Raw genomic sequence first — 23,620 nt, 5'->3', positions numbered from 1 at the left:
GCTAGCCGGTGCCGAGCCCCGACGCGAGCAATTGCAGCGTTGCCGCGGTTCGCGGCTCGCGTACTCGCGAGTGAAGCAGGACCTGCGAAACCGGCAGTTCGGGCAAACGGAGCCGCGCGCCGACGTCGATCAGTTCTCGCGGCGCCACGCGGCGCGCCAGCGGCGAAACCGCGAGACCGGCGGCCAGCGCCGCTCCCACCGCGGCGACACCGCCGCCCACGAACACTTCGGTCCACGCCACGCCCGCGGCCTCGAGCGCGCGAATCGCCGCTGCCCGCACCGCGCATGGCGCGGCGAGCAGCGCGAGCGGCAGCGCCGTGCCGGGCTGCCACTGCCATTGCGGCGCGGCGAGCCAGACGAGCGGCTCCGCGAAGAGCCGGCGGGCATCGCCGCGCGGCGTCTCCTCTTCCTCCTGACGGACGATGACGGCATCGAGCCGCCGCTCGTCGAACTGCGCGAGCAGATGCGCCGAGAGCCCCAGGTGCAGTTCGATTACGAGGGCCGGATCATGGACGCGAAGCTGGGCGAGCTGGCGGGCCAGGTTGGCGTCGGCAACGTGCTCGCTCAGGCCGAGCGCGAGCCGCCGCTCGTCGCCAGCAAGCGCGCCGAGTGCGCGCTCATGCGCGCCCAGCAGGTCGCGCGCGGCGGCGAGGAACGCGAGGCCATCCGCCGAAAGCCGCACGACGCGCGGCGTGCGTTCGAGCAATTGCCTGCCCAGATGCGTCTCGAGGCGCTTGAGCTTGAGGCTCACCGCCGATTGCGTGGTGTCGAGGGCGTCGGCGGCACGCGTGAAGCTGTGCAGTTCGGCGACGAGCACGAAGGCGCGCACGGCGTCGAGATCGAGGGGTTTCATTTCAGGTGTAAATGGATGAAATATCTATCTATGGCTGTTTATTATGATAGAGCGCATCTAAGCTGATGTCATGTCCAACCCACCGAAGCAGGAGATCGACATGCCGTTCACACGTATCGCGGTTCGCGCAGGCAAGCCCGCCACGTATCGCAAGGCGCTCACGCGGGGCATTCATCAAGCGTTGATGGAGGTGTTCAAGGCGCCCGAAGACGACATCTTCATGGTCATCACCGAGCACGATGCGGACAATTTCGTCTTCGGCCGGCATTACCTCGGGATCGAGCGCAGCGACGATCTGGTCATGATCCAGATCGCCGTGAGCAACACGCGCGGGCAGGATCAGAAGAAGGCGCTGTTCGCGCAGATTGCCGAAAACCTCGCGCGCGATCCGGGGGTGAGGCGCGAGGACGTGTTCGTGAATCTCGTGGACGTCGCGCGGGAGAACTGGTCGTTCGGGAATGGCGTGGCGCAGTACGCGACTTGAGCGCGGAGCCTGTTGCCTGACGCGGCCGTCAGCATGCCTCGCGAACGCTCCCGCTCGGCAGCCGCGTCACCACTTCTTCTCGTCGAGCAGGCGATCGAAGAGCCGTTCCCGCATCGCGTCGGGCACGGCCGAAAGCCCGAGCAGCGCGCTGAACGCGATGCCGCTCGCGGCGAAGTAGCGTAGCAGCGAGAGTTCGAGATCGCGGGCCTCGGCCTGGAGCTGTTCCATCTTGGCCGCGTCCTGGGCCTTCAGGTCCTCGAGCAGCGCCGGGCTTTCGACCAGGGCTGCGAGCACGGCGCGCGCGACGGAGTCCGGCTGATTGATCGACTCCCTGAAAATCGCGATCTGCGCCGATAGGACCGGTTCGGCCCTGGACTGGCCGCCCGCCGCCAGGTGGTCTTGAGCGATCTGCTCGAATTGTTCCCGCTGACGATCCAGCAGCGCGCGCAGCACGCCCAGTTTGTTACGGAACTGGTGGAGCAGTCCGCCTTTGCTGATGCCGCTTTCGCGCGCGAGCGCATCGAATGTCAGTGCGCCGACCCCGTCGCGGGTCAGGATCGCAAGCGCCGCGTCAATTGCCTTCCTGCGGGAAATCTCGGAACGTGTCTGGTTGTCCATGGGCGCGATTGTACCCCTGCATCGTTCCACAAACAAACCGGATAGACGGTTTACATCCTCCGAGACCGATGCTACGCTTCGTCTCGTCGTGGACTCGGCCGGATGCCAGGCGGTATCCGGCAACTTTTAAAAGGATGCCTTCGTGCTCAACAACCGTCTTCTTCTCACGTCTTCGGCTTGCGTAGTACTCCTGATGTTATCGGCGTGTGCGGGTGTGCAGCCCGTTGCCTATAACAGCCTCGCCTCGTCTTCCCAGCTCGAGGAGAACCGGGATCACGACGCCGCGCAGATGCCGTTCCGCTATGCGGCGCCGGTGCTCTGGTCGCGCTATTCGCAGGTCATCGTCGATCCGGTCGCGGTGTATCAAGGCGCCGACAATCAGTTCGGCGACCTCTCGGACTCGGACAAGGACGTGCTTTCCGCGTACATGCACAAGACGTTTGCCGACACGCTATCAAAGCGTTTTGACCTGGCGACCCAGCCGTCGCCCGCGACGCTGCGCGTGAAACTCACCTTGACCGGCGCCGAGAAAACGACTGCCGTGATCGGCCAGGCGATGCATTTCGACATCGCGGGCAATCTCTATAACGGCGTTCAGGCGATCCGGGGCGGCAAGGGGGCGTTTAGCGGCTCGGTGTCGTATGCCGTGGAGGTCTACGACAGTGCGTCGGGGCGTCTGCTTCGCGCCTACGTGACGAAGCAATACCCGAATGCGATGAATCTGCCCGCCGCGTTCGGCTCTCTGAGCGCGGCCGAAACCGGCATCGACAAGGGCGCCGATGCACTCGTCGAGCAGTTGCGCTAACGGCGAAGCCGCCTGCGGGCAAAGGGCGCCGCCGGTCCGAACCTCATCGACTTTCTCGCCACATCTTCAACGCACCGTGAATCTCTCTCGCTTCTCTGCATGCGCGCTCGCCTTTGCATTCCGATGTGCGAGGCGCGTGTGGCATGTCGTCGTGGGGAAGTTGTGAGTGACCGGCGGTGGTGGCGCGCCGCAGTCTGGACCGCGTGGGTTTTGGCGAACCTGGCTGGCGGCCTGATGCTTGCTCAAGCGCTGTCGCAACGCAGCACTCGCGTCACCGTTAGCTTCGTGTCCGGCGCCGGGCTTGTCGCCGGCAAAACGGCGGTGCGATATCGCGGCGTGGTCGTTGGCCGGCTCGAGCATCTGCATTTGTCCACGGACGGTGAGCGCGTCGATGCCGAACTCAGGCTCGACGCCGCCGGCCCACACATCGCCATGTGCGGCACGAAATTCTGGGTCGTGCGTCCACGCATCGACGTGAAGAACATCTCCGGACTCCTGAGCGCTGTATCGGGAACCTGGATCGACGCGGATATCGACGTTCATTCGCTCAGGGCGTGCCACACGTTCACCGGCTTCGACACGCCGCCGGCCATCACCAGCGACGAAGAGGGCACGCGTTTCGTGATTCGCGCCCCGACGCTCGGCTCGTTAAATGCCGGCTCACCTGTTTATTTTCGCGGCGTGCAGGTCGGGGAGGTGCTCGGTTACTCGCTGGCGCCCAGTGGCGGCAGCGTCCGCGTTGGCGTTTTCGTAAGGAGACCGTTCGATCGTCTGATCACGTCCGATACGCGCTGGTGGCAGGCGAGCGGCGTCGAACTCAATATCGATTCCAGCGGCATGCGGCTGGATACCCCGCCCGCCGCGGCGTTGCTGGCGGGCGGGCTGGCGTTCGATACCCCTCGCGGTGGCGTGCGCGCCATGTCCGCCACGAGCGTCGAGGATTTCCGGCTCGCGGAAAGCCGCACGGACGCGATGCGTGCGCACGAAGGTCCGCCTGCCGTGGTGCGCATGCGCTTCGCGCAGTCGGTGCAAGGGCTGTCCGTTGGCGCGCCAGTTGAATTTCGCGGCGTCGGGTTGGGCGCGGTCACGGCGGTCGCCATCGACCTTCAACCCGAAAGCGGACGTTTCGACATGCTGGTCACACTGAGCCTGTATTCCTCGCGGCTCGGCCGGAGCTACCGCGACGCGTTCGGTGACGGTGCGGGAATGGGGGGCAAGAGCCTGCTGCGCCAGCTCGTCGCTCAGGGACTGCGCGGACAGCTACGCACGGGAAGCCTTTTGACGGGGCAGAAGTACGTCGCACTCGACATCTTCCCGCACGCACCAGCGGCGCGCGTCGACACGGATCGCTCGCCGGTCGAAATGCCGACGGTGCCCAACTCACTCGAGGAACTTGAGGACCAGGTGTCGAATATCGTGCGCCGGCTCGACCGCATGCCGCTTCAGGAGATCGGGCGCAACCTGGACGCCTCCTTGCAGCAGTCGAATGTCCTGTTTGCGCGGCTCGACACCGAGCTCGTGCCGGCTGCGCGCTCATCGCTCGAATCGGCGCAAGAGGCGTTTCGTTCCGCGCACGCGATGCTCGACGAGAGTTCGCCGTTGCAGAGCGATACTCGTCAGGCGCTGGCCGAGTTGCGGCGGACGCTGGCCAGCCTGAACGCCCTGGCCGATTATCTCGAACGCCACCCTGAGGCATTGATCTGGGGGAAGCGCGCAAACCCGTGAATCGGCAAGTCGGCCTATAGCGCCCGACTCACCAGCAACGGATCGACCGCCCCAATCGCCTGCGCGTCCCGGCTCGCGTAAGGCAGCTTATGCAGCACGAACCGCATCGCATTGAGCCGCGCGCGCTTCTTGCAATCGGAGCGGACGACTGTCCACGGCGCATCGGCGGTGTCCGTCTGCGAGAACATCGCCTCTTTCGCCTGCGTGTACGCCTCCCACTTGTCGAGTGAAGCGAGATCGACGGGACTCAGCTTCCATTGCTTGAGCGGATGCACCTTGCGTTCCTTGAAGCGCCGCCGCTGCTCTCCACGGCTTACCGAAAACCAGAACTTGATCAGGTGGATGCCGCTCCGGATCAACTGCCGTTCGAACTCCGGCACCTGAAGCATGAAATCGGCATATTCCTCAGGCGAGCAGAAGCCCATCACATGCTCGACGCCCGCGCGGTTGTACCAGGACCGATCGAACAGCACGATCTCTCCAGCCGAAGGCAGATGCTGCACATAGCGCTGGAAATACCACTGGCCGCGCTCGACTTCGGTGGGCTTTTCGAGCGCGACGACGCGCGCGCCGCGCGGGTTCATATGCTCCATGAAGCGTTTGATCGTGCCGCCCTTGCCGGCTGCGTCGCGGCCCTCGAACAGGATCACCACGCGCTGACCGGTCTCGCGCACCCAGGCCTGGAGCTTGAGCAGTTCGACCTGCAGCCGGTATTTCTGCCGCTCGTATGCGCGGCGCGACATCAAATTGCGATACGGATAGCCGCCTTCGCGCCAGCCGGAGGCAAGCTCCTCGTCGGGGTGGCGCGTGCATGAGTTGCGCCAGTCCGCAGGGTTGCCTTCGAGGATCAGGCTGCGCAACTGGGCGGCTTCGTCGGGCGACATGCCTTGCATCAATGCCGCAATCGACTCGAGCAGCATGGCGGGCGGATTGTGCCCGGCGCGAGCCCGCTCGACGAGATCGTGGACAGCGCCCGCGATGGCCTCGCTCGCGGACTCGACGGCACTGCCGACGGTGCGCAACTCGGCGCTGTGGGGCGTGACGAGCGGCAGTCGTGCGGCGGGGCTGGCGGAGTCGGAAGCGGGACAGGGAATGGATTTGGGCATGGTGTCGGCGGATGCGGGGATGGGAGTGCGTGCGGAGTGACTCGCATTCAGGTGAATGCGTCGAAGCGCGAGCGGCGATGGCACGCAGGGAAGTCGACGCGGCTTGATTGGCAGAGCGGCGCCGAGGCAAAAGCAGGCGCGCCGATGGCCGGTACCAGCTCGCTAAGTCCAGCTGACGGCCAGCGCCCGACGCCGCCTGGTTTCAGGCGTTTGCCGCCTTTTTGAGGATGAGGTAGAGGGAGTCCTTGAGTCGAAGCTTTTCCTTTTTCAGCTTCTCGAGTTCCATGCCGTGCGAAGCCACGACACCGGCCTCCATGTTCTTGATCTGCTGGTCGAGTTCGTTGTGACGATGAAAAATCCGGGCGAAATGGTCGTCCTGGATCTTGAGGCGCGAAATCAAATCTCTGTACTCAGGGAACACTCAACACTCCTTACAGACAGGAAAAATGAAGGAAATTGGCACGTAATTATTTTTCCACCGTCTGGTCGTAGCAGTCTTGACCATCATCAGACTCCGGTTGCCCGAAGCTCAGGGACGTTACCTGGGGGCATCGAGGCGCGCTCGCGTGTACCATCGATCGCGTCGTTGCAGTTCCTGGCGCTTCATCCGCTTGCACTGTTCCAGGCCGGCGCGGCTTGTTTTGGCTTTTTTTGCGCATGATGAACCCCATTGACCCGAACTCCCCAATCACCGGAACCGGCCAAGCCGACGCAGGTTCCCCTGATACATCGACACCCGCCGAAGCGCCGGAGCTGGGTCTCGGCGGCTCGGTCTGGTTTCAGTGCGGCCAGCAGATGCTGGGTGGCGCGGCGCGCATTGCGCTGCTGGAAGCCATTCATGCAACCGGTTCGATCACAGGCGCCGCGAAAGCGGTTGGCATGAGCTACAAGGGCGCCTGGGATGCCGTCGACGTCATGAACAATCTTGCGGGCGAGGCGCTCGTGGTACGCGCGACGGGGGGCAAGGGCGGCGGCGGGACGACGCTTACGCCGCGGGCGCTGCGGCTCGTCGAGACGTTTCGCGCCATCGAGCATGAGCACCAGCGCTTTATCGAGCGTGCGGCGCACGCGCTTGGGGCCGTTGCGGGCGAACGCGGCGATGCACACGCTGGCGGGTTCACGCGCGACCTGGCCGTGCTCGGCCGCTTCGCCATGCGCACGAGCGCGCGCAATCAGCTGTTCGGCACCGTCTCGGGGATCGTGCGGGGCGCGGTGAACGACGAGGTGTCGATCGCGCTACCCGGCGGCGAAGGCATCGTGGCCACGATCACACACGAGAGCACTGAAGCGCTCGGCCTTGCCGCGGGCGCGCCCGTGGTGGCGCTCGTGAAGGCGACTTCGGTCGTGCTGGTCGCGAGAGCGGCGGACGCGGAGCGGCTTTCGGCGCGCAACCGGCTCAGCGGGACCATCGAGGTCGTGCGGCGCGGCGCCGTGAACGCCGAAGTGAGGCTCGCGCTGCCGGGCGGCGCCGTGATCGCCGCGATCGTGACCGACGCGAGCGTGGACGCGCTGGGATTCGCCGCAGGACAAACGGCCACGGCCGTGTTCAAGGCTTCGAGCGTGCTGCTAGGCGTGGCCGGTTGAGCGGCGTCGAACGGAACGCCGCCAGTCAGGCGGGCTGCTCAGGCGTGGCGCTGGGCGGGCGGCGTGAGGCCGTTGCGGGTTTGCGAGACGGGCGCGACCGGCGCGCGGTTGGCGCGGTTGGCCTTCCATTTGGCGCGCACGTAGGGCCGGTCGTGGCCTGAAACCGTGAGCGCGATGTGCGTGACCCAGCGATGCGTGGGCACATGCACGTTGTGCAATGCGATGGTCAGCGCCGTGAGGCTCAGCGCGACGGCCGCCGCAGAAATTCGCCGGGCTTGCGCCTGCCACCAGTAGCGCGCGAACACGAGCGCGGTGAGCGCCCCGACCACGCAGCCCGTGACGGCCTCGGAAGGCGAGTGGGCGTCGAGCACCACGCGCGAGAGCGCGACCGCGAGCCCTACCGCGAGGCCAATGGTCACGCCTGTGGCGCGCACAATTGACGGCGCGCCTTGCAGCATCAAGAAGAACGCGACGGGATAGACGGCCGTGGACAGCATGGCGTGGCCGCTGATCCCCGTGAAATCCAGTTCTCTTACCCCCACGCCCCAGCCGAGAAACGCGATCTTGGTGAGCGTTACCAGGCCGATTGCCAGACCGAGCACAAACACCCAGCTCGCCGCCATCCGCCACGAGTAGCCGACGACGAGCCACAGCGCGATCGCCAACGCCAGCGGCAGGGTGAGGCCTGCGCCGCCGAGATTGGTAATCGAGTACCAAAGGTGAATGGGCAAATCTGGCATGAGTCCGCTGCCGGCTGTCTGAAGAGGATCCTGGGATTGCAGGTGCTTAACCGCTACTTCATGGCGACTTAACGCGCGAGCCGCCTGGCTGGCCGACACGCGCGTGAGACGTTCATCCAGTATAGCTGGCCTCGCCTAGACGAAGGCGTGCCTCGACGAACGCACGGACGGACAGAACCCAGCTTGTCCGATCTGCAGCGTCATCCAAATGGTGTTATTGTGCGTTGCACAACGACGTATCGGGGCAAAACGCCACGATGCGTCGGACCCTTTTACGAGGCCTTAGATGACGAAAAATCTGACGAAGCTGTGGGCAGGTGGCATGCGACGTCTGCTCGCCATCCAGACCGGGGCGACCCGCAACGCCCTCAAAGGGGCGGGAATCGATACGCCCAAGCCGCAGGCAATCTGGCGCGCCGCTCAGGCCGCAGCCGAGCAGGCGGCCAGGCGCGTGACGCCGGGGCAGGCTCGCAGCGGCGCGCCGGTGCGCGAGTCGCGCGTGGGTCCGCGTGCGGCCGCCTGGGCCGCGGGCGAATGGCGCCGCGCGGATCACCTGGTACCGGCGAACGACCAGCATGCCGGACGTTCCCTGCCTTACGGGCTGTACCTGCCGACGGCGCGCAAGACGCGGGGCATGCCGCTCGTCGTGATGCTGCACGGCTGCAAGCAGTCAATGGACTCCTTCGCCGAAGGCACCCGCATGAACCTGCTCGCCGACCGGCATGGCTTCGCGGTGGTGTATCCCGAGCAGTCGGAACGCGCGCACCCGCACCAATGCTGGCATTGGTACGACGCGCGCGACGCGGCCGGCGGCGGCGAAGCGGCATCCGTCGTTTCTCTGGTCGATGCGCTCGTCGAGGAGCACGGCTTCGACCGCTCGCGCGTCTATCTGGCGGGTTTGTCGGCGGGCGCGGGGCTCGCGATGTTGCTCGCGGTGCGCTCGCCCAGCCGTTTCGCCGCCATCGCACTGCATTCCGGCCCCGCATTCGGTGAAGCACGCTCGGGCGTGACCGCGCTCGATGTGATGCGGCGCGGTGTGCACCACGATCCGGTGGCGCTCGTCGATACCCAATTGGGCGCGCGTATCCACCCGGGCATGCCCGCGATCGTCGTGCAGGGCGACGCAGACGCCGTCGTCGCGCCCGTCAACGCGGAACAGCTCGCGCTGCAACTGCTGCGTCTGAACGGTCTTGCGGATACGCGCGGCGTGCGTCAGGGCGTCGTGTCGCGCGAGACTTTCAGGGACGGTTATCGCGAGCAGGATTACGAGCTGGACGGCGCGAGTGTCGTGCGGCTGTGCCGCGTGGCGGACCTCGACCACGCCTGGAGCGGCGGCGACGACACGGTGCCCTTCCATTCCTCGACCGGACCGGACGCGAGCGCGCTGATCTGGGAGTTTTTCGAGGCTCATCGCCGCGAGGCCTTCGACGAGGCCTACGACGCCGAATTGACGCAGGACGTTGGTTAAAAGCGACCAGGTGCAACTTAGGGGTTTACCCTAAACAGGGTTTACCCTATAATGGCTTCATTCGATTCGCGGGCACGTGCCCGTCAAAGAAGGGCCAAATCATGTACCTGCTCAGCCGTCTTTTCCTGTTCCTCTCCGAAACCGCCGAAGCTCGCCGCCAGCAGCGCGAGGAAGCGTATCTCGCGCAGTCCGTCGACATCTACGATCTCGAGTTCCGCATGCGCAAGATGGATCGCGAGAAGGCCACGCGCCACCCGTCGTGGATGAACCACTACGGCTAAGCAGGAATGCTGCGCCCTGCTAACGTGGCAAAATAAAAACGGCGCTCGCAAAGGCGCCGTTTTTGCGTTTTGAGCTTGAACGACTACCGCGCCGGTCAGCGTCCCGAATCCGGCATTTCGGCGGCCTGCTTTTCCTGCACACCGAAGCAGCCACGATAGGTCGCGTAGAACGAGCAATAGAGCATCGTCGTCACGATGATGAGCGCAGGCATCAGGATCGCCACCGTGAAGTCGCCGGCGCCGAGCGCGCGCAGCAGCGCCGACAGGCCGATCGAGACGACCGTCGAGACGGCGAACCACAGCGCCCCATACACCATGAACGCGCCCTTGTTGCGCCAGCAGCTCACGATGCTGAAGAACAGGGCCTTCACGGGCGGCACGTCGTGCCAAGCCGTGAGGACGGGCGCAAACCAGAACAGCATCGACACCGGCACGTAGCAGAGCAGCGAGGCAAGCACTGCGAGCGGCACGTCGCTGTTGGCGAGCGCTTGCGCGTCGAGGTCGCCGCCGATCGTCATCAGCCGCAATAGCGCGCCGCCGTCCACGAACGCAGACGCGGCCAGCACCAGCAACATCGCCCCCACGTAAATCGCCCCGAGCACCAGCAGTTGCTTCGCCACGTTGCTGCCGTACGAACGAAAGCCGTCGATCAGAATGGTCGGGAACACCGGCTTGCCCGCGATCGTGTTGCGGCACGCCGCCATAAAGCCGACGGCCACGCCGGGCACGAACAGCAGCGGCAGCACGCCGCCGATCACGGGAATGGCGGAAATCAGCGTCATCGCCAGCAAATAGGCGAAAAACAGCGTGAGAAACGCGAGCGGATTGCGGCGGAACAGCCAGATACCCTGGCGGAACCAGACGTAGCCCGTCTTCGCGGGGACTTCAATTAGTTGCATGGGCGATGGGGCAAGGCGTGATGGGAACCCGCCTCGCTGCCGGCGAGGCGCTCGCGCAGGATGCGCTCGAAGTGGCCGGGATCGTGCGCCTTGAGCAGTTCGGCCGAGCGCGGCAGGTGGAAATCATACAGGCGCGAGACCCAAAAGCGGTACGCGCCTGCGCGCAGCATGTCCATCCAGTGCCGCGTTTCCTCGGGCGTGAATGGGCGCACGGTCTGGTAGGCGCGCAGGAGCGCGTCGGCGCGCGCCGCGTCGAGCTTGCCGGTGGCGAGATCGACGCACCAGTCGTTCACGGTCACGGCAACGTCGAAGAGCCACTTGTCGCAGCCGGCGAAATAGAAGTCGAAAAAGCCGCCCAGCCGAACTTCGTGGCCCGGCGCCGGGTGCGAGTGCGCGAACATGGCGTTGTCGCGGAACAGGTCGCAGTGGCACGGACCGCCCGGCAGCGCCGCGTAGTCGGCCGAGCCGAAGAATGCGCGCTGATGGTCGAGTTCGCTCGTGAGGAGGGTGCGCTGGGCGTCGTCCAGAAACGGCAGCACCGTCGGCACGGTTTCTTCCCACCATGAAAGGCTGCGCAGATTCGGCTGGTCGCCGCGGTAGTCGCGGCCCGCCAGGTGCATACGCGCGAGCATCTGGCCCACTTCCGCGCAGTGCTCCACGCCGGGCGCGAGTTCGGGCTTGCCTTCGAGCTTCGAGACGATGGCCGCAGGCTTGCCCTGCAGCAGGCCGAAGAGCGCGCCGTCCTTGCGCGGCATGGGGTCGGGTACCGGCACGCGATGCGAGGCGAGATGCCGCATCAGGTCGAGGTAGAACGGCAGTTGTTCGGCCGTCAGCTTTTCGAAGATCGTCAGGACGTATTCGCCGCGCGTCGTCGTCAGAAAGAAGTTGCTGTTCTCAATGCCGGACTGGATGCCGCGAAATTCGACGACGTCGCCGAGCTCGTAGTCGCGCAGCCATTGGGCAAGATCCTGGTCGGTGACAGCGGTAAAGACGGCCATGCAAGAAGGTCGGTTGATTGGTAATGGCGGGTCGGCGAACGCTGCGCGGTACTGCCCGAGGGGCTTGCAGGCGTGTCCGGCTCAGGCGCGATGGCCGCGGCCCGGCTCATGGGGCGGCGCACATGGCGTTGGGGCGGGCTGCCTCCTCAAAGGCATGCGCGCGCCCGGATGGCTCAGTAATGCAGGTTGATCGACGGCAGGCGCGTGCTGGCCTGGCCGTTGTTGCGTACTTGCGGCGAGGTGTCGGGGTTCGCGCTCATCGTATAGCGCGTGCCGAAGTTCGAATGCACGTTGATCTCGACGGGCTTGCCCTTGTCGCGGAACTCGGTGATTTCTGTGCCGTTCGGGCTCACTTCGTGATAGCTGGGCACGCGCGGCACGTCGTTGATGTTGACCTTCGAGGTGACGCGTGCGGCCGGCTTGTTGTTGATCGCAGCCAGATCGGGCAGGCCCGCGCGTTCGTTCTCGGCCTGCGCGGATTGTGCCTCGACGGCGGTCTTTGCGTCGTCGGCCGGCGCGGCCATGGCGACCCCGCTGAAAGCGAGCGTCACCGCGACGGCGGCAAGAAGGTGCGACTTCATGGTCTTTCTCCGATGGGATGCCCCAATTCTAGCAAATCCGGGCGCTTTGCCCCATGTCGCGCAAGCGCTGCGGCCCGCGCCGGCGGGCCGTGCGCGACGCTCGCAGCGTCCTCCCGGCGGGTGCTCCAAAAGCCCTGGGCGTGGCGAGGTCCGTCGCCAGAAAGTCGCACCTTCCGTGGTAATGTGGACCCATCAAACGGAGAGGCGAACGAAGATGAACAACGATAGCTACCTGCGGCCCCTCATGACGCCGGCGCACGACTTCCCGGACGAATTTTTCGAAGACGCCGCCGACGCCGTGGCGCGCCTCTCGAGCATTTACGAAGCGAATACGTCGTTCCTGCGCGACGCGTTTGCGCGCTATCGCCGCGGCGAGGCGTTCGAGCGCCGCGTCCGCGCGTGCTACCCGTTCGTGCGCATCCGCACCAACGTCAACACGCATATCGACTCGCGCCGCTCGTATGGCTTCGTGGCGGGCCCCGGCGTGTTCGAGACCACCGTCACGCGCCCCGATCTTTTCGGCAATTACTATCGCGAGCAGTTGCGTCTGCTGGCGAAGAACCATCATGTGGGCATCGAAGTGGGCGTGTCGGATCAGCCGATTCCCGTGCATTTCGCGTTCGCCGAAGGCATACACCTCGAAGGCGATCTCGACCGCGAGCGCCTCTTCGCCATGCGCGACGTATTCGATACGCCGGATCTCGCGCAGCTCGACGACCGCATCGTGAACGGCACCTACGAGCCGGAGCCCGGCGAGCCGCATCCGCTTGCACTCTTCACCGCGCCGCGCGTGGACTTTTCGCTGCACCGGCTCAAGCACTACACGGCCACGTCGCCCACGCACGTGCAGAACTACGTGCTCTACACGAACTATCAGTTCTATATCGACGAGTTCGTGAAGCTCGGCCGCGCGATGATGGCACATACCGACGACGCCGACCTGCGCAACTATCGCAGCGAATACACCTCGTTCGTGGAGCCCGGCGATGTGGTGACGTACAACGCGAACCTGGGCGAACAGGACGACGAAGGCACGGCGACGGCGCGCCTGCCGCAAATGCCGGCCTATCACCTCAAGCGTGCGGACGGCAGCGGCATCACGATGATCAACATCGGCGTCGGACCGTCGAACGCGAAGACGATCACCGATCACATTGCCGTGCTGCGTCCGCATGCGTGGATCATGCTCGGCCACTGCGCGGGCTTGCGCAACACGCAGCGCCTGGGCGACTACGTGCTCGCGCACGGCTATGTGCGCGAGGATCACGTGCTCGATGCCGACTTGCCGCTGTGGGTGCCGATTCCGGCGCTCGCTGAAGTTCAGCTCGCGCTCGAGCGCGCGGTCGCTGAGGTCACGAAGCTCGACGGCGTGGAGCTCAAGCGCGTGATGCGCACCGGGACGGTGGCGAGCGTCGACAACCGCAACTGGGAACTGCGCGATCATCGCGAGCCGGTGCAACGCCTCTCGCAAAGCCGCGCGATCGCGCTCGACATGGAAAGCGCAACCATCGCCGCGAACGGATTCCGCTTTCGCGTGCCGTACGGCACCTTGCTGTGTGTTTCCGACAAGCCGCTGCACGGCGAACTCAAGCTGCCGGGCATGGCCGATTCGTTCTATCGCGCGCAGGTCGATCAGCATTTGCAGATCGGCGTGAAGGCGATGGAGATTCTGCGCACGAACGGCCTTCACCAGCTCCATAGCCGCAAATTGCGCAGCTTCGCCGAGGTGGCGTTTCAGTAGCCGCTTTATGGCTGGCTGGCGCACGGTGGGCGCCGGCCAGTCCGTCGAATTGCGCTCTTGCCTTGCATCAATTCGGATACCGAATCATTCGCGGGTGTCGCCTACTGCCCGAATCCCGACAGCCCGATCAAACTCCCCGCGCCAAGCAGCCACAGCGGATGAATCTTCGTGCGAAACGCGAGCACGGCGCATACGCCGGTAATCGCCCAGGCGATCCAGGAAGGATCGGAGGCCCTCGCGATCAGCACGGCGCTCGCGGCCACGAGACCCGCCGTCACCGGCACGAGCCCCTTTTGCGCGATGCGCCGCCACGGGCGGTCCTTGAAGCGATCCCACGCATGCAGCGCGGCGATCGTGACGAGCGACGACGGCCCGAACTTCGCAATCGACGTGACCAGCATGCCTGCCCAGCCGGCCACGTGCCAGCCCACCAGCGTCACGACCATCATGTTCGGGCCCGGGGCGGCCTGGGCGAGCGCGAATAGCGCGCTGAACTCGCTGGCGGGCATCCAGTGGTGGACCTCGACGACCTGACGCTGCATCTCGGGCAGGATCGTGTTGCCGCCGCCGAAAGCGAGCAGCGAAAGCTGGCCGAAGATCGCGGCGAGCGCAACGAGTGTGGCGCTCATCGCAAGCCTCCTTCCTTGCGCGCCGCGCGGGCCGCGAGCGCGATGCCGACTGGCGTGAGCACGAGCATGGTGGGCAAGAGCGGCGTGCGCAGCACGGCGATGGCCACGAAGCCGAGCGCGGCGACCAGGGCCGCTGCGGGCTCGCGCCGCAGCGGCAGAACGATTTTCAGGGCCATCGAGACGAGCAGCCCGGCGGCCGCCGCGGCGAGCCCGACGAACAGATGCCGCACGTGCGGGTCGTTTTGCGTGCGCTCGTAGAGCACACCGAGCCCGATCACGACGAGCGACGGACCCGCGATCAGGCCGAGAATGCCTGCGAGCGCGCCGCGCCATCCCTGAAAACGCATGCCGAGCGCGACCGAGAGATTGATGACGTTGCCGCCCGGTAAGAACTGGCAGAGGCCGAGCAGGTCGGTGAACTCGCTGGCGGTGAGCCAGCGGAGCTGCTCGACGATGGTGCGCCGCGCCAACGGCAATGCGCCGCCAAACGACGTGAAGCCGAGACCGAGAAAGCCGAGGAACAGATCGCGCACCGTCGGCGTGTGCAGGCCGTCTTCCGTGCCATGTCCGGCTGCGGCGGGCGATGAGATGGGTTGTTTCATGAATGGAAGGAACTTCTGAGGCAAGTTCGGAGATTAAGCCCAATCGCGCGCGCGGCAAAACGATTTCTATGGCGTGCTCTTGTGATCTACACTCACAAGCATGGCACGCTCCCTTCCTCCCTTTCCCGCGCTGCGCGCGTTCGAAGCCGCTGCACGGCACAACAGCTTCTCCGCTGCGGCGGGCGAGCTCAATGTGACTCACGGTGCCATCAGCCGGCAGGTGGCCGCGCTCGAGGCGTGGGTCGGCGTGCAGGTGTTTCACCGGCACGGCAAACGGGTCGCGCTGACCGAGGACGGGCGGCGCTACCTCGCGGCCGTGCAGTCCGCATTCGACGACATCGCGCGCGCAACCAGCCAATTGCGCGACACGGGCGTGGTGCACGTGCTGCGCGTGAGCGCGCTGCCCACCTTCGCGATGAAATGGCTGCTGCCGCGGCTCTCGCAGTTTCAGCGCCTCGCGCCGAACGTCGAGTTGCGCCTGTCGACCTCGAACGCGCCGGTCGAGACGCTCGAAGGCTTCGACGTGGCCGTGCGGCGCGGTCCAGCCCACTGGCCCGACTGCGAGGCCGGTCATTTTCTCGACGAGACGGAACTGCCGGTGTGCAGTCCGGCGCTGCTCAAACGTGCGCCGATTCATCAGGCAAGCGATCTTGCACGCCACGTGCTGCTGCACTCGGACACGCGCCCCGATGCGTGGCGCACCTGGCTCGCGGCTGCAGGCGTGAAAGCCAAATGCCGCAAGAAGCAGTCGTTCGACCACTTCTATCTGGCCTTGCAGGCCGCCGTGGATGGACTGGGCGTCGCGCTCGGCCCGCTGCCGCTGCTCGATGACGAACTCGCGTCGGGGCGTCTCGTCACCCCGCTCGCGGGGCCGCATCTCGACGCGCGCGGCTACTGGTGGGTGGCGCGCCGCGAGGTGGCGCAAGCGCCGCTCGTCGTGCAGTTTTGCCGCTGGCTGGAAGAGCAGGCGAGCGCGCGGGCGCCGCTCGGTGCGTCCGGCGTGCCCGCAAGCGCGGAGAAAGCATGAGGGGAGTGATGCGCTGATGCACGAGCGGTGCGAAGGCCTGCGAAAACATTAACCGCAGGCCATCCGCAAGCGTGCATCAGAGATAGAACATCCGGTCTTCGTCGGAGTCGCGGTCGCGGCGCGCCGGGTGCTCCTTGCCGGTATCTTCGGCAGTGTCCGCATCTTCGTAGAACTTGAGAACGGCTTCGAGCACCTGGTCCGGGTCGTCGATCACCTGCATCAGGTCCATATCTTCGGGATTGATGAGGCCCATGGGCACGAGCGCCGAGCGGAACCAGTCGAGCAGTCCCTTCCAGAAGTCGGCGCCCACCAGAATGATGGGCACGTGACGCGACTTTTTTGTCTGGATGAGCGTGAGCACTTCGGCCAGTTCGTCGAGCGTGCCGAAGCCGCCGGGCATGACGATCACGGCGTCCGAGTTCTTCACGAACGTGACCTTGCGTGTGAAGAAATGGCGGAAGCGCAACGAAATGTCCTGCCACTGGTTGCCTGACTGCTCGTGCGGCAACTCGATGTTCAGGCCCACCGAAGGCGACTTGCCCGCATGCGCGCCCTGGTTCGCGGCTTCCATGATGCCGGGGCCGCCGCCGGAGATCACCGCAAAGCCCGCATCGGACACCTTGCGCGCGATGGTGGAGGCGAGCTGAAAGTACTCCGACTCCGGTTTCAGGCGGGCGGAACCGTAGATGCTGACCGCCGGCCGGATCTCGGACAGGTACTCGGTCGCCTCGATAAACTCTGCCATAATCGTGAACATCTGCCACGATGCGCGCGCCTTCTTGGCCGTCGCGCGCTCTTGATCTGCGAGTGAACGCAGACTCGGAATCACTTTTCTCTTGTCCATAATGCCTGAAGAACTACGCGTGGATACAAAGCTAAAGCTACAAAACGGGCTGGAAGGTAAGACCCTGCTGCTGGTCGACGGTTCTAGCTACCTCTATCGGGCCTTCCATGCGATGCCGGATCTGCGCGGTCCTGGCGGCGAACCCACGGGCGCGCTATACGGCATCATCAACATGCTGCGTCGCATGCGCAAGGACGTTACGGCAGAGTATAGCGCGTGCGTGTTCGATGCAAAGGGCAAGACGTTCCGCGACGACTGGTATCCCGAGTACAAGGCCAACCGGCCTTCCATGCCCGAGCCGCTCGCTGCACAAATCGAGCCCATTCACACGGCCGTGCGCGCGCTCGGCTGGCCGCTCCTGATGATCGAAGGCGTGGAGGCCGACGACGTGATCGGCACGCTTGCGCACCAAGCCGAGAATCTCGGCATGAAGGTCATCGTTTCCACGGGCGACAAGGACCTCGCGCAGCTCGTGACGGACCACGTCACGCTCATCAACACGATGACGAATGAAACGCTCGATCGCGAAGGCGTGATCGCGAAGTTCGGCGTGCCGCCGGAGCGCATCATCGATTATCTCTCGCTCATCGGCGACACCGTCGACAACGTGCCGGGCGTGAACAAGTGCGGCCCGAAAACGGCGGTCAAATGGCTCACGCAATACGACTCGCTCGACGGCGTGATCGCGCATGCGGATGAAATCAAGGGCGCTGTGGGCGGCTATCTGCGCGACGCGCTCGACTTCCTGCCGATGGCGAGAAAGCTCGTCACGGTGGAAACGGCTTGCGATCTGACGCCGCATCTCGAGTCGATCGAAGCGTCGCTCGCCACGCGAGCCGAAGCGCGCGAAGAACTGCGCGATATCTTCGCGCGACACGGCTTCAAGACCTGGCTGCGCGAAGTCACCGAAGCGAGTCAGCAAAGGGAGACGGTGCCCGCCGCGACCCAGGGCGACGCGCCCGAAAAAGATGCGATCGTGCAGCCCGCGCTGTTCGTCGATGCCCCGCGCCACTACGAAACGATCCAGACGTGGCCGCAATTCGACACATGGCTCAGGCGAATCGAAGACGCCGAACTCACCGCGTTCGACACCGAGACCACGGCGCTCGATCCGATGGTCGCGAAGCTCGTCGGCATCTCGTTCTCGACGGAACCTGGCGTGGCCGCCTATTTGCCGCTCGCGCATCGCGGCCCGGACGCGCCCGATCAACTGCCGCAGGACGAAGTGCTCGCGCGCCTGAAGCCGTGGCTCGAAAGCGAGCAGCACAAGAAAGTCGGCCAGCACATGAAGTACGACGAGCAGGTGCTCGCGAACTATGGTATCGAGCTGAACGGCGTGGAGCATGACACGCTGCTCGAATCGTATGTGCTCGAATCGCATCGCAACCACGACATGGACAGCCTCGCGCTGCGCCATCTCGGCATCAAGACGATCAAGTACGAAGAGGTGGCGGGCAAGGGCGCGCAGCAGATCGGTTTCGACGACGTCTCGCTCGACAAGGCCGCCGAATACGCTGCCGAAGACGCCGATGTCACGCTGCAACTGCATCGCGCGCTCTATCCGCAGATCGCGCCCGAGAAGGGCCTCGATTACGTGTATCGCCACATCGAACTGCTCACGTCGCGCGTGCTTCGCAAGATGGAGCGCAACGGTGTGCTGATCGACACCGAGAGGCTGGAAAAGCAGAGCGCGGAAATTGCCGTGCGGCTCATCGCGCTCGAAGAGGAAGCGTATGCGCTCGCGGGCGGCGAATTCAATCTGGGCTCGCCCAAGCAGATCGGTCAGATCTTCTTCGAGAAGCTGCAGTTGCCGGTCGTGAAGAAAACGCCGAGCGGCGCGCCTTCCACCGACGAAGAAGTGCTGCAAAAGCTCGCCGAGGATTACCCGCTGCCCAAGATCCTGCTCGAGCATCGCGGGCTTGCCAAGCTCAAGTCCACGTATACCGACAAGCTGCCGCGCATGGTGAACGCGCAAACGGGCCGCGTGCACACGAACTACGCGCAGGCCGTGGCGGTCACGGGCCGTCTTGCGTCGAACGATCCGAATCTGCAGAACATCCCCGTGCGTACGGGCGAAGGCCGGCGCATTCGCGAGGCGTTCATCGCGCCGCCGGGTCACAAGATCGTTTCCGCCGACTACTCGCAGATCGAACTGCGCATCATGGCGCATATCTCGGGCGACGAGTCGCTGCTCGCGGCGTTCGCGCGCGGCGACGATATTCACCGCGCTACGGCTTCCGAGGTGTTCGGCGTCACGCCGCTCGAAGTGAGCGCGGACCAGCGGCGCATCGCCAAGGTCATCAATTTCGGCCTGATTTACGGCATGAGCGCCTTCGGCCTCGCATCGAATCTCGGCATTACGCGCGACGCGGCGAAGCTTTATATCGACCGTTATTTCGCGCGCTATCCGGGTGTGGCGCGCTATATGGACGAAACGCGCATGGACGCGAAGTCGCGCGGCTACGTGGAGACTGTCTTCGGGCGCCGCCTGTGGCTGCCCGAGATCAACGGCGGCAACGGCCCGCGCCGCCAGGCCGCCGAGCGCGCCGCCATCAACGCGCCCATGCAGGGCACGGCCGCCGACCTCATCAAGCTTTCCATGGTCGCGGTGCAGAAATGGCTCGACGAACGCAAGATCGGCACGAAGATGATCATGCAGGTGCACGATGAACTCGTGCTCGAAGTGCCGGGCGACGAACTCGCCGAAGTGCGCAAGCGCTTGCCCGAGCTGATGTGCTCGGTGGCGCAGCTCAAGGTGCCGCTCGTCGCCGAAGTGGGCGTGGGCGAGAACTGGGAAGAGGCGCACTGAAGACGCGTCAAGGTGCTTAGCGAAGCTCTACTAAGTACATACTGAATGCGCTGTGCCGCCGCAAAGCCGTAACCAGGATGTAACTGCACGCGCGCGATAAGGCAAGCCTCGCGTGCGTGATGTCGCGAATGCGCGCCGCAAGGGTTGCCGCCGCGCGCTCCGTCAGCCGACAATGATTTGACTGAAGGCCGGTGCCTCGCACGTCATGTTGTCGATGCATCGGCCTTTCTATCGCCTTTCGACATGCACGGAGAGTCTATGCATCGCTTTATCGTTGTGGGAGGAGGCGCAGGCGGGCTGGAACTGGCAACGCGGCTCGGCGACCGTTACGGCGAAGCGCGCGCGAAGCGGGGCAAGCCGCAGGCGGCATCGATCACGCTGGTCGACCGCAATCCAACGCATATCTGGAAACCGCTCCTGCACGAAGTCGCGGCGGGCAGCATGGATCCGTTCACCCATCAGCTCGAATATCCAGCGCAGGCGCGCTGGCACGGCTTCGAGTTCCAGCAGGGCGAGCTGACCGGCCTCGACCGCGCGGCGAAGCGCATCACGCTCGGGCACGTGCTCGACGAAGACGGTGCGGAAATGCTGCCCGAGCGCGTGCTCGAATACGATACGCTCGTGCTCGCAATCGGCAGCACGACGCACTTTTTCGGTGTGCCGGGCGCGGCCGAGAATTCCATCGCGCTCGACACCGTCGAGCAAGCCGAGCGCTTTCGCAAGCGCTTGATCGCCGCGTGTATGCGCGCCGAACATCAGGCGCCCGAAAAAGTCGCGGCGGAGGTCACGGCGGACGACCTCGCGCCGGCCATGGACGCCGGCGCCGAGCCGCGCGTGCAGGTGGCGATCATCGGCGCGGGCGCGACGGGCGTCGAGCTTTCCGCCGAGCTGCGCAACACCGCGCAGGTGCTGTCGGCCTATGGACTGCACAAGCTCGATCCGCGCAACGACGTGGGCATCGTGCTGATCGAGGCGGGCCCGCGCATCCTGCCGGCATTGCCCGAGCGCGTTTCGTCGGCAACGGGCGAGCTGCTGCAGAAGCTCGGCGTGAAGCTGCTGACGAGCGAGCGCGTGATCGAAGTGGCGCCTGGCGTCGTGCGCACCGCGAGCGGCAAGAACCTGCGCGCGGACCTCACGGTCTGGGCCGCTGGCATTACCGCGCCGGCTGTGCTCTCGCGGCTCGACGGTCTCACTGTCAACAAGCTCGGCCAACTGATCGTGCGCCGTACGCTGCAAACGGAACTCGACGACAACATCTTCGCGCTCGGCGACTGCGCGGCCTGCGAATGGCCGGGCCACGAGCGCGGGGTGCCGCCGCGCGCGCAAGCCGCGCACCAGCAGGCCACTTTCCTGTTCAAGTCGCTGGGCAATCTGCTCGCCGGCAAGCCGCTCGAGGAGTTCACTTATCGCGACTTCGGCTCGCTGGTGTCGCTCGGGCACTTCAGCGCGGTCGGCAACCTGATGGGCGGGCTGATCGGCGGGAATATGTTGATCGAAGGGTTGTTCGCCCGTTTCATGTACATGTCGCTGTACCGGCTGCACATCGCGGCGCTGCACGGCTACGCGCGCATGGTGCTCGATACCTTCGCGCACTGGCTGCGCCGCACGACGTTGCCGCGCGTGAAGCTGCACTGAGCGGCTGCACCGAGCGGCGCTTGCGTCCGGGGCGGCGCTATTCTGCCTGTTTCCGCTGTTCGATCTATCTTCAAGGAGCGCTGCATGCTGAAACCCGAAGTCGATAGCCTCGTCCCGCACGTACCGTTCGATCGGCGCACCTTCATCAAGGCGGCGCTCGGCAGCGGATTCGCCGCTGCCGTGCTGCCCGTCTCGGCGCAAACCATCCACACCGACAGCGAAGGTCTCGAAGCCGGCGAGATCGGCTTCCAGTCGGGCGACACGCTCGTCCCGGCGTATCGCGCGCAGCCGCTCGGCAAGACGCACTTGCCGGTGATCATCGTGATCCATGAGATCTTCGGCGTACACGAGCATATCGCCGATGTGTGCCGCCGCTTCGCGAAGCTCGGCTATCTGGCCATCGCGCCGGACTTCTTCGTGCGTCAGGGCGATGCCTCGGTGTACCCGACAGTGCAGCAAATCGGCGAGAACATCGCGAGCAAGGTGCCCGATGCACAGGTGCTCGGCGACATCGATGCGGCGCTTGTCTGGGCTGGCGGGCACGGTGGCGATCTGAAGCGCGTGGGCGTCAATGGCTTCTGCTGGGGCGGCATCTACACGTGGCTTTATGCCGAGCACAATCCGCGCATCAAGGCGGCGGTTTCCTGGTATGGCCGCGTAGCGGGCGCACACACGGAAAATTCGCCGCAGAATCCACTCGATCTCGCGGGCAGTCTGCAGGTGCCGGTACTCGGCATGTATGGCTTGCAGGACAACAGCATTCCGCAGAACACGCTCGAGCAGATGAAGGCCGCCATCGCGCAGGGTCCGCAGGGCGGGCGCGGCTCGCAAATCGTCGTGTACGACGACGCAGGCCACGCGTTCTTCGCGGACTACCGGCCGAGCTATCGCAAGGCCGATGCGGAGGATGGCTGGAAGCGCGCGATTGCCTGGTTCAAGGAGCACGGCGTGGTGTGACGCCGTGCCCGGCTCCGGATACCCGGCTTAGGGGTTGGGGCCGGTCGCGACCGGCCGCGATGCATCGGCGCTCCATTCGCTCCACGAACCGGGATAGAGCGCCGCGCCGTGCAGGCCGGCAATTTCCATCGCGAGCGCATTGTGGCAGGCGGTCACGCCCGAGCCGCATTGCAGGACCACGTGTTCGGGCGTGATGCCCGGCAGCACCGCCGTGAAATCCTCGCGCAGCGCATGCGCCGACTTGAAGCGGCCATCCGGCGTGAGATTGTCCTGATAAAACCGATTGCGCGCGCCAGGAATGTGGCCGCCCACCGGATCGATCGTTTCATTCTCGCCGCGATAGCGGTCGGCGGCGCGTGCGTCGACGACCGTGAGTTCATGCGTGGCGAGATTGCGGACGATGGCCTGCGCGTCCACCGTCACCTGCAGCGGCGCGCCGGCCTTGAAGGTGCCGCGTGCGGGCGTGGGCACGTCGCGCACGAGCGGGAAGCCCGCCGCCTCCCACGCCTTGAGGCCGCCGTCGAGCACGGCCACTGAGTCGTGGCCGAGCCAGCGCAGGAGCCACCAGAGGCGCGCGGCGTAGGCGCCGCCTTGCGCGTCGTAGGCCACGACCTGCTGGCCTTCGTTCAGCCCGCGCAGCAGGAGCGTGGCGACGAGTGCCGAGCGGTCGGGCAGCGGATGGCGGCCGTTCTTGCCGGTCTTCGGCCCCGAGAGATCGCGGTCCAGATGCAGGTATTGGGCGCCGGGCAGATGGCCGAGCGCATAGGCGTTCTCACCCGCGGCGGGGTTGGCGAGATCGAAGCGGCAGTCGAAAACCAGCACGCTGCCCGGCGCGGCGGTCAGGCGTTCGTGCAGATTGGCGGCCGAGATCAGCGTGGTGTAGTGCGTGTGGGGCATGACGGCTCCTTGAATCGTGCAAGGCCGCCCTCTCTCGCTATGCGACGGCCCGGTGCCGTCAGTCTAAACAAAAAGACGAGCCTAAGCCCTAATGCCGTTCAGTTAAGGTCCTTTTTAAGGACGCGGACGGCATAACGTTTCGGTACAGCCTTCACGGCCCGCTCGAATTTTCGACCGGGCCGTTCTTCTTTGAGGAGTGCAACGAGGCGCTGGCGCAGACGTTGCAGCAGGGCTGGGAGTTTGCCTTGCGCACGGGTGACGGCGGCCCAGTGCAATTCGTACTGGATGACGTGGAAGGCGCGCACGAAGCTGATCTCGGTCGGCTCGCACTTCACCG

23 protein-coding genes and 1 pseudogene are annotated in these 23,620 nt (G+C 65.4%); 11 read left to right on the top strand and 13 right to left on the bottom strand.

Annotated elements, in window-relative coordinates:
* Position 1: 1 nt before the first annotated feature.
* Positions 2-853: a LysR substrate-binding domain-containing protein gene (locus M3I53_RS27370; protein ID WP_254318999.1), complete on the bottom strand. Its 852-nt coding sequence runs from the start codon at positions 851-853 to the stop codon at positions 2-4.
* A 100-nt stretch (positions 854-953) separates the two neighbouring features.
* On the opposite strand from M3I53_RS27370, the gene M3I53_RS27365 reads away from it, so the two are divergent.
* Positions 954-1,337: a tautomerase family protein gene (locus M3I53_RS27365; RefSeq protein WP_254319045.1), complete on the top strand. Its 384-nt coding sequence runs from the start codon at positions 954-956 to the stop codon at positions 1,335-1,337.
* A 66-nt stretch (positions 1,338-1,403) separates the two neighbouring features.
* Here the strand turns inward: M3I53_RS27365 and M3I53_RS27360 are convergent, their stop codons facing one another.
* On the bottom strand, positions 1,404-1,955 hold the full coding sequence (locus M3I53_RS27360; protein WP_254318998.1) for a TetR/AcrR family transcriptional regulator: 552 nt from the start codon (positions 1,953-1,955) through the stop codon (positions 1,404-1,406).
* A 193-nt stretch (positions 1,956-2,148) separates the two neighbouring features.
* On the opposite strand from M3I53_RS27360, the gene M3I53_RS27355 reads away from it, so the two are divergent.
* Positions 2,149-2,760, top strand: coding sequence for a DUF3313 domain-containing protein (locus M3I53_RS27355; protein WP_254319044.1), 612 nt, complete (start codon positions 2,149-2,151; stop codon positions 2,758-2,760).
* Positions 2,761-2,970: 210 nt separating this feature from the next.
* Positions 2,971-4,485, top strand: a complete 1,515-nt coding sequence (locus tag M3I53_RS27350; RefSeq protein WP_254318997.1) for an intermembrane transport protein PqiB — start codon at positions 2,971-2,973, stop codon at positions 4,483-4,485.
* Between the two features lie 14 nt (positions 4,486-4,499).
* On the opposite strand, the gene ppk2 is transcribed toward M3I53_RS27350, so the two are convergent.
* Both ppk2 and M3I53_RS27340 read right to left on the bottom strand, forming a co-directional pair.
* Entirely contained in the window at positions 4,500-5,591 is a 1,092-nt protein-coding gene (gene ppk2 / locus M3I53_RS27345; RefSeq protein WP_375542592.1) for a polyphosphate kinase 2, read from the bottom strand.
* Positions 5,592-5,793: 202 nt separating this feature from the next.
* Positions 5,794-6,012: a YdcH family protein gene (locus M3I53_RS27340; RefSeq protein WP_254318996.1), complete on the bottom strand. Its 219-nt coding sequence runs from the start codon at positions 6,010-6,012 to the stop codon at positions 5,794-5,796.
* 374 nt (positions 6,013-6,386) lie between these two features.
* Here M3I53_RS27340 and M3I53_RS27335 point away from each other — a divergent pair, with 374 nt between their 5' ends.
* Entirely contained in the window at positions 6,387-7,175 is a 789-nt protein-coding gene (locus tag M3I53_RS27335) for a TOBE domain-containing protein (RefSeq protein ID WP_375542595.1), read from the top strand.
* Between the two features lie 38 nt (positions 7,176-7,213).
* Here M3I53_RS27335 and M3I53_RS27330 read toward each other — a convergent pair whose 3' ends face one another.
* Positions 7,214-7,915 carry a phosphatase PAP2 family protein gene (locus M3I53_RS27330; protein WP_254318994.1) on the bottom strand — a complete coding sequence of 234 codons (702 nt, stop codon included), beginning with the start codon at positions 7,913-7,915 and terminating at the stop codon, positions 7,214-7,216.
* Between the two features lie 286 nt (positions 7,916-8,201).
* On the opposite strand from M3I53_RS27330, the gene M3I53_RS27325 reads away from it, so the two are divergent.
* Together M3I53_RS27325 and M3I53_RS27320 are read left to right on the top strand one after the other, a co-directional pair.
* Complete coding sequence (locus M3I53_RS27325; protein WP_254318993.1) at positions 8,202-9,383, top strand: PHB depolymerase family esterase; 1,182 nt, start codon at positions 8,202-8,204, stop codon at positions 9,381-9,383.
* Between the two features lie 101 nt (positions 9,384-9,484).
* A complete protein-coding gene (locus M3I53_RS27320; protein ID WP_042269847.1) occupies positions 9,485-9,664 on the top strand; it encodes a DUF3563 family protein in 180 nt (59 codons plus the stop codon).
* A 95-nt stretch (positions 9,665-9,759) separates the two neighbouring features.
* Here M3I53_RS27320 and M3I53_RS27315 read toward each other — a convergent pair whose 3' ends face one another.
* The 3 genes from M3I53_RS27315 to M3I53_RS27305 all read right to left on the bottom strand — a co-directional run bounded on the left by M3I53_RS27315 (position 9,760) and on the right by M3I53_RS27305 (position 12,142).
* Positions 9,760-10,563: a BPSS1780 family membrane protein gene (locus M3I53_RS27315; protein WP_254318992.1), complete on the bottom strand. Its 804-nt coding sequence runs from the start codon at positions 10,561-10,563 to the stop codon at positions 9,760-9,762.
* Entirely contained in the window at positions 10,554-11,561 is a 1,008-nt protein-coding gene (locus M3I53_RS27310; protein WP_254318991.1) for a homoserine kinase, read from the bottom strand. The genes M3I53_RS27315 and M3I53_RS27310 overlap by 10 nt, the downstream gene beginning before the upstream one ends.
* A gap of 173 nt (positions 11,562-11,734) precedes the next feature.
* Positions 11,735-12,142, bottom strand: coding sequence for a hypothetical protein (locus tag M3I53_RS27305; RefSeq protein WP_254318990.1), 408 nt, complete (start codon positions 12,140-12,142; stop codon positions 11,735-11,737).
* Between the two features lie 244 nt (positions 12,143-12,386).
* On the opposite strand from M3I53_RS27305, the gene M3I53_RS27300 reads away from it, so the two are divergent.
* The gene (locus M3I53_RS27300) at positions 12,387-13,883 is read left to right on the top strand and encodes an AMP nucleosidase (protein WP_375542594.1); all 1,497 of its coding nucleotides are present in this window, start codon (positions 12,387-12,389) and stop codon (positions 13,881-13,883) included.
* 101 nt (positions 13,884-13,984) lie between these two features.
* On the opposite strand, the gene M3I53_RS27295 is transcribed toward M3I53_RS27300, so the two are convergent.
* Both M3I53_RS27295 and M3I53_RS27290 read right to left on the bottom strand, forming a co-directional pair.
* On the bottom strand, positions 13,985-14,512 hold the full coding sequence (locus M3I53_RS27295; RefSeq protein ID WP_254318988.1) for a chromate transporter: 528 nt from the start codon (positions 14,510-14,512) through the stop codon (positions 13,985-13,987).
* Positions 14,509-15,114 carry a chromate transporter gene (locus M3I53_RS27290; RefSeq protein WP_254318987.1) on the bottom strand — a complete coding sequence of 202 codons (606 nt, stop codon included), beginning with the start codon at positions 15,112-15,114 and terminating at the stop codon, positions 14,509-14,511. The genes M3I53_RS27295 and M3I53_RS27290 overlap by 4 nt, the downstream gene beginning before the upstream one ends.
* Before the next feature lie 100 nt (positions 15,115-15,214).
* Between M3I53_RS27290 and M3I53_RS27285 the strand changes: the two genes are divergently transcribed.
* Positions 15,215-16,141: a transcriptional regulator GcvA gene (locus M3I53_RS27285; RefSeq protein WP_254318986.1), complete on the top strand. Its 927-nt coding sequence runs from the start codon at positions 15,215-15,217 to the stop codon at positions 16,139-16,141.
* Positions 16,142-16,217: 76 nt separating this feature from the next.
* Here the strand turns inward: M3I53_RS27285 and M3I53_RS27280 are convergent, their stop codons facing one another.
* Complete coding sequence (locus tag M3I53_RS27280; RefSeq protein ID WP_254318985.1) at positions 16,218-16,985, bottom strand: TIGR00730 family Rossman fold protein; 768 nt, start codon at positions 16,983-16,985, stop codon at positions 16,218-16,220.
* A 1-nt stretch (position 16,986) separates the two neighbouring features.
* On the opposite strand from M3I53_RS27280, the gene polA reads away from it, so the two are divergent.
* From polA to M3I53_RS27265, 3 genes are all read left to right on the top strand, one after another.
* Positions 16,987-19,794: a DNA polymerase I gene (gene polA, locus M3I53_RS27275; RefSeq protein ID WP_309249551.1), complete on the top strand. Its 2,808-nt coding sequence runs from the start codon at positions 16,987-16,989 to the stop codon at positions 19,792-19,794.
* Between the two features lie 258 nt (positions 19,795-20,052).
* Positions 20,053-21,429 carry an NAD(P)/FAD-dependent oxidoreductase gene (locus M3I53_RS27270; RefSeq protein WP_254318984.1) on the top strand — a complete coding sequence of 459 codons (1,377 nt, stop codon included), beginning with the start codon at positions 20,053-20,055 and terminating at the stop codon, positions 21,427-21,429.
* 84 nt (positions 21,430-21,513) lie between these two features.
* On the top strand, positions 21,514-22,386 hold the full coding sequence (locus tag M3I53_RS27265) for a dienelactone hydrolase family protein (RefSeq protein WP_254318983.1): 873 nt from the start codon (positions 21,514-21,516) through the stop codon (positions 22,384-22,386).
* Between the two features lie 27 nt (positions 22,387-22,413).
* Here M3I53_RS27265 and M3I53_RS27260 read toward each other — a convergent pair whose 3' ends face one another.
* Both M3I53_RS27260 and M3I53_RS27255 read right to left on the bottom strand, forming a co-directional pair.
* Positions 22,414-23,283 (bottom strand): sulfurtransferase, encoded by an 870-nt coding sequence (locus tag M3I53_RS27260; protein WP_069261337.1) that lies wholly within the window; start codon positions 23,281-23,283, stop codon positions 22,414-22,416.
* Between the two features lie 98 nt (positions 23,284-23,381).
* Positions 23,382-23,620 (bottom strand): annotated as a pseudogene (locus tag M3I53_RS27255) (DDE transposase); the annotation flags it as partial.

The organism is Paraburkholderia sp. CNPSo 3272 (assembly GCF_024206495.1).
Classification (GTDB): domain Bacteria; phylum Pseudomonadota; class Gammaproteobacteria; order Burkholderiales; family Burkholderiaceae; genus Paraburkholderia.
The sequence above is the reverse complement of the archived record's forward strand: the minus strand, read 5'-3'. Positions and strand labels throughout refer to the sequence as shown.